Consider the following 10357-nt stretch of genomic DNA (forward strand, 5'->3'; position numbering starts at 1 on the left):
CCTGGAGTAATGGAGCCACTTCAAGGGATCTCAAAGATGTTAGCGCCGGTGTTTATACAGTTACAATTAAAGACTCATTTAATTGCATCAGTACTCAGACCATTAGTATAAGTCAGCCCTCTGTGCCACTGACCATTAATTTTCTTAAAAATGATGTTTCTTGCTTTGGAGCAAGTAATGGATTGATCAACCTTAACGTGAGCGGCGGGAAAGCGCCCTATGTGTATAGCTGGAATAATGGACGTAATACAAAAGATATTACGAACTTGGTGGCAGGTTCGTATACTATTTCAATAACTGACGCGAATGGCTGTTCAGAATCGCAGCAGATAGTCGTCAATCAGCCTGCCCAGATCTTATCAGCCAATGTGGTCAGAACAAACGTCACTTGTTTTAGCTCAAACGACGGGACAATAGCGGTAAATGTCATTGGAGGAACAGCCCCATATACCTATAATTGGTCAAGCGGCCAAAAGACTTCTAAGCTTTCTGGTATGGGCCCGGGATTATACAGCGTCACTATTGTTGATGCAAATGGTTGTTCAGTTAGGGAAACAGTGAGTATCATCCAGCCTTCTACGCCTCTTAGAATGTCATTAACGATAAAAAATACGTTGTGCAAGTCTTCCAGTGATGGGGTTATAACAGCATCAGTAAATGGTGGCATTTCGCCGTACTCAATTTTATGGAACGGCCGCTCGCAAACATCCAATGTAATCACCGGCCTCGCTGCAGGATCATATGAAATAGCTGTAAAGGACGCTACCGGATGTACGTTTGTTGTAAGTGCACAAGTTGTTGCCGGAGTTTGTCCGCCAGTAGCCATTGACGATACTTTCAAAATATATGAGGGGAGTTTCGCTACGGGTAGTACTGCTTTAAACGATTTCGACAGGGAGAACGAGAAACTTACTTTCAATATTGCTGCCCCTGCAAAAAACGGCACTCTTGTATTTAATAGCGATGGATCTTTTACGTATAAACCTAATCCGGGTTTTTTGGGTACGGAAACTGTGCCGTATAAAATTTGTAATATATCCGGAGTATGCAGTTCAGCCAATCTCATAATCCGGGTTGTTCCTTTTTCTACTGTGAATTTAACGCCAACAATTTCTAATGTCAGAGAGGGTAAAAAAGTGACAGTAACGGCGAGATTGGAAAAAGTATTTCCCGACGATGTTATCATAAAAATCGGGTATTCCGGTAGTGCAATAAAAGATCGCGACTATGTTCTGTTAGATCAGTTCATTCAAATAATGATCCCCAAGGGACAGTTAACCACCACCCAGAAAATTACCATCGCCGCCTTAACAGATGATCTGAACGAGGGTGACGAAAGTATTACCATCCAGATATTATCTACTTCCGATCCTGAGGTAAAAATCGGCTCAAGTGCAGTGGTAACTATTGGCGATGTCTATCCTCCGGATCCCGTAGTCGTTGAAAATAAAGAGGTTCCTAAAAATCCAGATATATCCATCGATCCTCTTTTTTCGCCAAACTATGACGGATCAGGGAATGATGTTTTTAATATTGTAAATATTGTTTCTTTTCCCGATAATGAGGTTCTGATTTTCAACCGCTGGGGTAATGAAGTATTTCGTATCAAAGGTTATAACGAAAGCGATAGAGTTTTTAAGGGATTTGCTAATACGGGTTTGCTCACAAATAGGAATACGCCATTAGTAGATGGCGTCTACTATTATCTCATAACAACCCGCAGAACGACAAACGGAAGTCCGGTAACAGCTTTGAACAAAGGCTACCTTATCCTGAGACGATGAGAGACGAAATATTTAATAAAAAAAAGGCTATTGTAGGTTACAATAGCCTTTTCTGATAGTGAGCGACGGTTAAAATAGAGTGGCTTATAAATTAATATTGATATTTATTCCATCTGTTCTTTGTCTGGTCATCGCAAGTTGGTTTTCCAGTGAATTTACATTATTCTGCAAGTCAAGAATTAGCACTTCTTTACGTTGAATTTCTTGCGAACTTAATGTTGGACGCTGAGTCTGGAAAGAACTTCTGATACCTAAAAGCTTATCAGCGGCGAACCTAAGTAATGATTCACTGTAAGACATAGTTTCCCAGGTATTCTGATAATTGTTATATACATTCTCCCTAGTCCTAATATAATTGGCAGGCCACCGGTCAGAATAGTTTGTTGTGCAATTTCCCATTTGGTCTCCATGATTCATATGCGCTTTTACTGCATTTTCAGAGACATTGATCATGACAGGAAAATTACGATCACCAGTATTATGACATATTGTTACTTTTTTATTATCCTTTGGTCGTTTACGGTTTGCGTAATCTTCAAACCCCCAATTAATATTATCATCTTTATCCCATTTCACATTTTCCCAACGTGATTTACCGTTCTCTTTATTTTTGTCGTTTCCTTTTTCACTCTTATCAAAACCTCGGTCGTTGTCTGAACCGTTCATACGGTCGTCGGAATTACTTTTGTTTTTATTATTATTATTTCCCTGGTCATTCTTATTATTTCCCTGACTGTTGTTATCAGAACGTCCTTTGGTAACATCGCGATCATCGGAACGCCCCTGATCATTGTTGTTATTACTCCGTGAAGAATTATCTGACTTATTATTTCCTTTTTGCTGCGGATTCTGATTTCCTTTTTCAGGATTTTCACTCTTGTTCCCTTTTTCCTTTTGCGGCGGAATTCCAGTAAAGGATATAGCCACCAAAAATATTAATGGCAGAATACTAATTTTCAATACGTTGGTTTTCATAATTTTTAGTTTGAAGCGTTAAATTCTTTGTCTACTTTTTCCAGAGAAGCTTCTACTTTTTTAGCTTCGTCTTCAAGTTCTTTGTTTGTTTTTTCAAGTTCCTGCGATACTGAATCCATAGCGCCTACTTCTTGTTTTTCCTCTGTCTTAGTGCTGCTAGAGTTACAGCTTGTTGTGATACCCATAATGGCAATAATGACCATAAAAGAGTACAATTGTAAACTTTTCATAAAGTTGTGAGTTTTAGTTTAAAGTTAATAATGAGCATTTTACGTGCCAAGTATTTGGTAATTAGCTTCAATGTAATTTCGGCAGGGTTATTGGAATATGGGGGGTACACAACTCTAATCTAAAAGGAAATGAAAAAATTATTAACTGTCGCATTTTTAGGTCTTTGTATAGGCCTTAGTGCATGTAATAAAAACGAAAGTGGTTCAGATATGACCAGTGTTAGCGTTAAGTTGACTGACGGCCCAGGCGCTTATGATGCGGTCTTTCTAAGCATTAAAGAGGTTAAAATTCTTTCATCAGCAGGGGAATCTAGCCTGCCGGTTGACACAAAACCTTTTAATATTTTGAGGTTCAGAATGGGAAAAGATACACTGATAGCCTCCAGGGATTTACCAGCCGGCAGGTTGCAGGAAGTTAGGCTTGTTTTAAATGATACCGGCAATAGTGTAGTTATTAATGGAATGAGCTATCCGTTAACTACACCCAGCGGACAAACTTCAGGTGTGAAACTTAAAGTAAACGAAAATCTAGAGTCAGGTGTAGCTTATACTATGCTGCTTGATTTTGATGTTGCGAAATCAATTGTACAAACAGGAAACGGTAAGTATATATTAAAACCGGTAATTCGTGTAATTCCTAACGCTGTTTCCGGATCTATTAGCGGAGTGATCAGTCCGGCAGCTTCTAGTCCTAAAATCTATGCAATAACAGGAACAGACACGTTAGGAACTATTTCTGATGCTACTGGTAAATTCTGGTTTCCCGGTGTAGCCGCCGGTACCTACAAAGTAGACATCATACCGGTTAGTCCGTATGTTAACAAAACTATCAGCAATGTAGTTGTGGTTACGGGGTCTACAAAAGATTTGGGAACAATAACTATCAACTAAATAGCGCTCTTAATTCTTAAAAGGGAGAAGATGATGATCTTCTCCCTTTTTTTTAGTCTAATAAGTTACTCCAAATGCCTTTACAGTCTAATTAGGCTTTAAGAAATAGGTAAAAATCACTCCCTAAACTTCGCTGCTCCCAAATAAACACTGTTGGATCACTCCTTCTTGACCCAGGAAGAGGATGTCGACAAAAACATATAAACGTGTACAGTATCGCCTTTATACCATGTATCCAGTTCGATCTCCATTCCACCATCACCGCGGGTGATTCCGTCAGGGGCGATCTGGTAACAGCCTAACCCCGGCTGATAAATCAAAAGTTCTACTTTATTCGTTGCAGAAGAATAGATATTGCTCTCAACACTCCAGGTCATCTTCAGATTCATTCCGTCTAATTCTTTGGTAATAGTTTCCGGCAGAGACAGTTTGCCTTTTGTGCAAAAAACTACGGAGGAATAATCGATCTCAAAATTTGGATGCATACCCTTTACACAGTTCTGCACTATGTAACTTATCGCCATGTTATAGCCCGTAGCACCTCCCGCATTGATCCGACTGTATCCCAGGTCCACAACCTGTTTTACATATTTTAGGAATCTCACTGCAAATGCAAACTTTTTCTGCTGTTGAATTTGAATAACTGCGTTCTTTCTTGCTCTCTTTCTGCAATCCTTTGATATAATATATCCCCCGCCAGCTGCTGCCAATAACACTTCCGAACTTGCCGGATGGAGGGCCATTTGGCCCCCGGTTAAGTCTTGCCATTTTTTTACTTTGTTTTGTTTAAAAATAAAATGTGCCTATTTTTACTTAACGAAAGTTCCTTCCTGAAAGTTACATTTTCATAAACACTTTTCCAGCTTTTCGCTTCCGGGCCATGGCCTCAAAGGGACCGTACTTTGTCTGTGCTTCCTTCGTAACAGATCAGGTAAAGATGCGTGAAAGATCTGGGGAAGATTTGACATTTCCCGAAGCTGTCCCGAAGCTGTCCCGGAACTGGGACGAAGGAGGTACGGACAATTCTCCTACCGTTTTCAGAGGCGTGGCGGTTATTTTAGAATCTTATTGATTTTGGGTAAGCCTAACAAAATGATATTTCTTTAAAGTTAAAGGGCTTTAAGAAACCTCCTAAACCGGAAGATAAATCCCCGGGATTTTGGCTCATGCAGGCGATTAATCGATCAGGTTTTATACTGATTAATCGCCGTGCGAATGCTCAATTCAATATATGAAGTATCGTCGAGAATTGCAAATAAAATTTTTTAGTTTAATAGCATTTATTTGTAGATCAGAACTTCAATTTTACCATCAGCGGTTATTGTGCCCCGGTACATTCCAGCTGTATTGAAGGGCATGGCCATTTTACCATTTTTATCCAATGCGATGAGTCCCCCATTGCCGCCAAGTTTGGCCATTTTATCCAGAGCTATTTGCGAGGCTTCTGCAACACTCAAACCTTTATATTCCATAAGCGCTGATATGTCGTGGGCAACCACACTTCTGATATAAAATTCTCCCCAGCCCGTGCATGAAATGGCAGCAGTAGCATTATTAGCATAGGTGCCGGATCCAATGATAGGGGCATCGCCGATGCGTCCGAACTTCTTATTAGTCATACCTCCGGTGGAAGTTCCTGCTGCAAGGTTTCCTTTGCTATCAAGTGCCACACATCCTACAGTACCGAATTTATTGTCTACGTTTTGGGATTCGGATTTGTAGGACTTTTTATTTCCGTGATCGAGAACGCTTTTCGTAGAATCGTCTTTAATAGCTCTTTGTAAACCATCCCATCTATCCTGTGTAAAGAAGTAAGCGGGATCCACGATTGTAAGCCCGGCCTGCTTAGCGAATTTTTCTGCACCTGCTCCGGCCATCATCACGTGCTCTGATTTTTCCATTACTGCTCTCGCTGCGCTTATTGGATTTCTAATAATCGTTACTCCTGCCACAGATCCTGCCTTCAAATTGCTTCCATCCATAATGGCGGCGTCCATTTCATTCTTGCCTTCATTTGTGAATACTGCGCCCTTCCCGGCATTAAAAAGAGGAGAATCTTCCAATATATGAATTGTCGCTTCGACTGCATCCAGACTGGATTTGCCTTCCTTGATAGCAGCATAGCCTGTTTCCAATGCTTTGGTTAGAGCTGCGGTGTAAGCCGCTTCTTTTTCAGGTGTCATAGTGCTTTTGAGAATGGTTCCTGCACCGCCGTGAATTACCATCACATATTTCGTTTCAGATTCGTTAGAACTTGTTGTTGAAGATTGGGTTTGGGAGCATGCGCTAATAATTGCGGCTGTAAGAATTAAAGCGAAAATTTGAATAGTCTTAAGCATATGATCTTGATTATTAACACATGTCCAATATTAGTTAAAAGAATTATAACTATTTTAGTTTAGTGAAACACAATATCTCATGTTATATAAAACATGTGCAGATTTCAAGTGTGTTTAATAATTATTTAGTATTCACTTAAATTAATGGTTATGGCTTACTTAAAAACTGTGGCACTGGGCTTTATATTTTTACTGTCAAGTGCATTCACTTTCTTTCATCACGGATGGGCTGAGTACGATCAGGAGAAGGTTCTTGATTACAAAACGACTATAGCAAAGTCGCTCTGGGAAAATCCGCACGCATTGGCTACTGTGAAATATAAAGGTAAAATGACAACAGTTTACCTTGCGCCAACCAGCCGGATGACTTCCCGGGGCTTATCGGAGGAAATGATAAAGAAGGGCACGGCGGTAAGACTCGTAGCTTATCCGCACAAGACTGAAAAAAACGAGATGCGCGCCGAGCGTATCTATGTTGGCGGTAAGAAATACGAACTTCGCTAATTTGCCTTCATTTGTCATACGGTATGCAGACTGGATCGAAAACACATCCTTTGCTGTCGGGATACGTCAATCTTTGTGGTTATATCCCGCGCTTGAAATCGTGCATATTGTGGGAATTGCGCTTCTGGTGGGAGCTGCGTTTATGTTTGATCTACGTCTATTGGGACTTTCCAAAGACCTTCCAGTTTCAGGCTTAGCGCGGCATCTTTTACCCTGGTCGCGAAGAGGTTTGTGGCTTATTATTCCGTCGGGAATATTGCTTTTTAGTACAAATGCAAAATCGCTGATTGCTGATCCTACATTCGGTTTAAAAATGGTATTGCTGATTGTAGCAGCCGTGAATGTGCTTATTTTTCATCGGTTTATTTTTAAAAGTATCCCGGAGGATCAAACCCGCCTTTCTCCTTATGGCAGGCTCTCCGCCGTGGTTTCGATACTTCTTTGGATTTCGATCATTGTCTGCGGCCGATTATTGGCTTATTGATGTTAATATCGAGTTTTAAATTAATCCAACAAGGGGATCATAATTAACTGCCGGATAGCACAGCATAAGATTTGAAAGCACTTCACTCTGCTACTGATAAATAATTGTTAGATTCATGATATGAAAATGGAGACCAGCGACCATTCAGAAAAACGGGGTGATACCGAAAAACCATACGAGTAGGAAGTAAAAAATCAGAATTATGCCAAAATATGTAATTGAAAGAGAAATTCCCGGAGCGGGAAAATTGACGGCCGAACAATTGAAGGGTATTTCACAAACTTCTTGTGGTGTCCTGAGCAATATGGGACCTCAGATTCAGTGGCTTCAAAGTTACGTAACCAGCGATAAAATCTATTGTGTTTATATAGCACCGAATGAAGAAATGGTTCGTGAACATGCAAAACAAGGAGGTTTCCCAGCAAATTCCGTAAGTGAAGTGATGACAATCATTGACCCCACAACTGCGGAATAGCATTATTGGGTAAAGTGTTAAAAGTGGAGCGATTAAGAGCTTAGGCTCACAACGCTGAAAAAAAAATAGAGATTAGATAGATGAATTCGATTTTATCTAATATCTGTCAAGAGGCCCTGGGACGTAAAGAAGGAAAGAAAAAACTTGTGGTCATAGTATCGAGAAAAAAGGAAAGGGTGTTTCCCGCATATATGGAAAAGTAATTGAAAATGATTATTAGTCAATAGCCTAATTCAATGTTTTTAATAATTTGTTATTTTAAATGTCAGCTGTCAGCAGAAAACTTAAATTAGCCTTTACAACCTGATTGACACAATAAAGTATTACATTTCTTAATTTTTTAAGAATCTTTTACAGGGATATTATAAGATGAAAACCCTTTTTCAGAAAATAAAAACTCTAAAACCAACGATCATATGAGGAGATTTTTGCTTTATGTCAGTATGGCCACCATCGCCAGCTTAATTTTTATTTCTTGGAAGAGCAGAATGGGAGAGAAACAATCTTATGCTTTTGCCGGTGAATCTTTTAAGATTTTTAAAGGAACAAATGTTGCCCACTGGCTTTCCCAGAGCCAGAGAAGAGGCGAGGAGAGAGCTGCTTTCTTTACAGAGAAGGATGTGAAATACATCGATTCTCTTGGTTTCGACCATATCCGTTTGCCAATAGATGAAGAGCAGATGTGGGATGTAACCGGGAAAAGAAATGAAGATGCATTTGCTCTTATGAAAAACTGTCTTGACTGGTGCAGCAAGGCAGGTCTGAGGGTTGTGGTTGACCTGCATATACTTCGTTCACATCATTTCAATGAAGGTACGAAACCTCTTTGGACTGTTCCTGCTGAACAGGATAAATTTATAGCCCTTTGGAAAGACCTTTCATCTTTCCTGATCGGGTATCCCAACGGCATGGTTGCATACGAACCAATGAATGAGCCTGTTGCCGATGACCCTGAGCAGTGGAATAACCTGTTGGCAAGATTGATCGACTCAATACGTGTAACGGAACCTGCGAGGGTACTTGTACTTGGATCGAACAGGTGGCAGTCGGCTGCAACCTTCGACACCTTCAGAGTGCCTGAAAACGATCCAAACCTTATTTTAAGCTATCACTTCTATGAACCATTCATTCTGACACATTATAAAGCCGGCTGGACCAAACTTAAAGATTTTACGGGAAAGGTTAATTATCCCGGACAGATTGTGTTAGACGGGAATCTGCCGGAGCATAAGAAAGTATATAATATAGACTCACTTGAGTATATGATGCGGAAACCATTTGCTCTTGCTAAAAAAATGAAACTTCCGCTCTATTGCGGTGAATTCGGGATCTTTATGGAATATTTTCCGGAAGCTAAGCTGGCCTGGTACAGGGATATGATTACCCTATTTGAAAAGCACGGAGTAGCCTATGCAAACTGGAATTACAAATCAGGAGCATTTGGCATTGTTGACGATAAGAATGTTCCGTTCAAGGAGGTCACAAAAATACTTTTGCGAAAGAAATAGGTAACTATTCAAGGAATGCAGAATACACAAACTGGGATACTTTCAGGGCTACGTACAAGAGAATGGACGAACTGGAAAAGGAGCAAACTAAATAAGTAACCGTATCGTGAAAAAATTAAGTGTTTTATCATTTATCTTTCTGGTAATCTTACAAGTCAGCTCTTATGCTGCCTCTGCTCCAGAAATTATAAGATTGAGGCAAAGGTCAGATTCTGTCGGATTATTTGAGAAATTTGAAGTATCCCTCGAACTGAAATGCGATTTTGTTAATCCATTCGACCCTGCTGATATAGATATCCAGGCAGAATTCACTGCACCATCCGGGAAAAAGTGGAAGATCAATGGATTTTATAATTTTTCGAGGTCAACTCTCTGGCAGATAAGGTTCTCACCCGGCGAAACAGGGAAATGGAGCTATTCAGTTACTGTGAAGGATAAAAATGGTTCTGTATCAAGCTCACCGCTGTCTTTTGTTGCCGTTCCTTCAAAACGAAACGGACCTATCAGGGTCGCTGATAATAAAAGGTATCTGACTCATAGTAACGGAAAGGATTTTTTTGGTGTAGGTTTGTGGTACAACGATGGTTATGAGGGTTTCGGAAGCGGTCGTGTTGAAGCTGCCGAGTTGGATCGCCTCAAGTCACTGGGTGTAAACTTCATAAGTACATATATTACTCCGCTAGAAACATGGGGTACAGGAGTTGGCCGTTACGATCAGAATATTGCCGGACGACTCGATGAACTTCTTGAGATGCTCGAAGAAAGGGATATGCTGTTGAGCCTCAATCTCTGGTTTCACTCTTATCTTTCAGAAACTGTATGGGGTGGCGGCAATGTAAGGTGGTATGTAAACCCTTATCAGACGGTAACCGATTCAAAAGACTTTTACAGAAGTGAGGAAGCCTGGAAATACCAGGAAAAACTATACCGCTATTTTATTGCCAGATATGGTTACAGCAGGTCACTTGCACTATGGTTCATTGTTGATGAAGTGAACGGAACGGACGGTTGGGTGAAAGGTGACAGTCTTAAAGCTGCTGAGTGGATAGGAAAGGTGCATAAATATCTGAAAGCCAATGATCCATGGGACAGGCCCACAACCGGGACCAGGAGCGGTGGTATAAATGAATTCTGGCACGAGGCTTACCAGATCACTGATATTGCAGC

Annotated in this window: 11 protein-coding genes and 1 pseudogene; 8 read left to right on the forward strand and 4 right to left on the reverse strand. The window is 40.5% G+C overall.

Annotation, left to right across the window (positions count from 1 at the left end):
* Positions 1-1784 (forward strand): gliding motility-associated C-terminal domain-containing protein (locus ACLL8Z_RS02395; protein ID WP_411273155.1); only part of this gene is annotated, 1784 nt, incomplete at its 5' end.
* 84 nt (positions 1785-1868) lie between these two features.
* Here the strand turns inward: ACLL8Z_RS02395 and ACLL8Z_RS02400 are convergent.
* Together ACLL8Z_RS02400 and ACLL8Z_RS02405 are read right to left on the reverse strand one after the other, a co-directional pair.
* Positions 1869-2759 carry a hypothetical protein gene (locus ACLL8Z_RS02400; protein WP_411273156.1) on the reverse strand — a complete coding sequence of 297 codons (891 nt, stop codon included), beginning with the start codon at positions 2757-2759 and terminating at the stop codon, positions 1869-1871.
* A gap of 5 nt (positions 2760-2764) precedes the next feature.
* Positions 2765-2989, reverse strand: coding sequence for a hypothetical protein (locus tag ACLL8Z_RS02405; protein WP_411273157.1), 225 nt, complete (start codon positions 2987-2989; stop codon positions 2765-2767).
* A gap of 129 nt (positions 2990-3118) precedes the next feature.
* Between ACLL8Z_RS02405 and ACLL8Z_RS02410 the strand changes: the two genes are divergently transcribed.
* The gene (locus ACLL8Z_RS02410) at positions 3119-3880 is read left to right on the forward strand and encodes a DUF4382 domain-containing protein (RefSeq protein ID WP_411273158.1); all 762 of its coding nucleotides are present in this window, start codon (positions 3119-3121) and stop codon (positions 3878-3880) included.
* A gap of 158 nt (positions 3881-4038) precedes the next feature.
* On the opposite strand, the gene ACLL8Z_RS02415 is transcribed toward ACLL8Z_RS02410, so the two are convergent.
* A complete protein-coding gene (locus ACLL8Z_RS02415; protein ID WP_411273159.1) occupies positions 4039-4623 on the reverse strand; it encodes a DUF6266 family protein in 585 nt (194 codons plus the stop codon).
* A gap of 537 nt (positions 4624-5160) precedes the next feature.
* A complete protein-coding gene (locus ACLL8Z_RS02420) occupies positions 5161-6219 on the reverse strand; it encodes an isoaspartyl peptidase/L-asparaginase family protein (protein WP_411273160.1) in 1059 nt (352 codons plus the stop codon).
* A gap of 150 nt (positions 6220-6369) precedes the next feature.
* Between ACLL8Z_RS02420 and ACLL8Z_RS02425 the strand changes: the two genes are divergently transcribed.
* From ACLL8Z_RS02425 to ACLL8Z_RS02450, 6 genes and pseudogenes are all read left to right on the forward strand, one after another.
* Positions 6370-6723 (forward strand): DUF6152 family protein, encoded by a 354-nt coding sequence (locus tag ACLL8Z_RS02425; protein WP_411273161.1) that lies wholly within the window; start codon positions 6370-6372, stop codon positions 6721-6723.
* Complete coding sequence (locus ACLL8Z_RS02430) at positions 6692-7207, forward strand: DUF6644 family protein (protein ID WP_411273162.1); 516 nt, start codon at positions 6692-6694, stop codon at positions 7205-7207. Before ACLL8Z_RS02425 ends, ACLL8Z_RS02430 begins: the two co-directional genes overlap by 32 nt.
* A gap of 202 nt (positions 7208-7409) precedes the next feature.
* The gene (locus ACLL8Z_RS02435) at positions 7410-7682 is read left to right on the forward strand and encodes a DUF4242 domain-containing protein (protein WP_411273163.1); all 273 of its coding nucleotides are present in this window, start codon (positions 7410-7412) and stop codon (positions 7680-7682) included.
* A gap of 116 nt (positions 7683-7798) precedes the next feature.
* A pseudogene (locus ACLL8Z_RS02440) lies at positions 7799-7890 on the forward strand (IS1595 family transposase); the annotation flags it as partial.
* A 208-nt stretch (positions 7891-8098) separates the two neighbouring features.
* Positions 8099-9190, forward strand: a complete 1092-nt coding sequence (locus ACLL8Z_RS02445) for a glycoside hydrolase family 5 protein (RefSeq protein ID WP_411273164.1) — start codon at positions 8099-8101, stop codon at positions 9188-9190.
* Between the two features lie 106 nt (positions 9191-9296).
* A partial coding sequence (locus ACLL8Z_RS02450) for a DUF5060 domain-containing protein (RefSeq protein ID WP_411273165.1) occupies positions 9297-10357 on the forward strand: 1061 nt, incomplete at its 3' end.

This window comes from Daejeonella sp., from assembly GCF_046590655.1.
Taxonomy (GTDB): domain Bacteria; phylum Bacteroidota; class Bacteroidia; order Sphingobacteriales; family Sphingobacteriaceae; genus Daejeonella.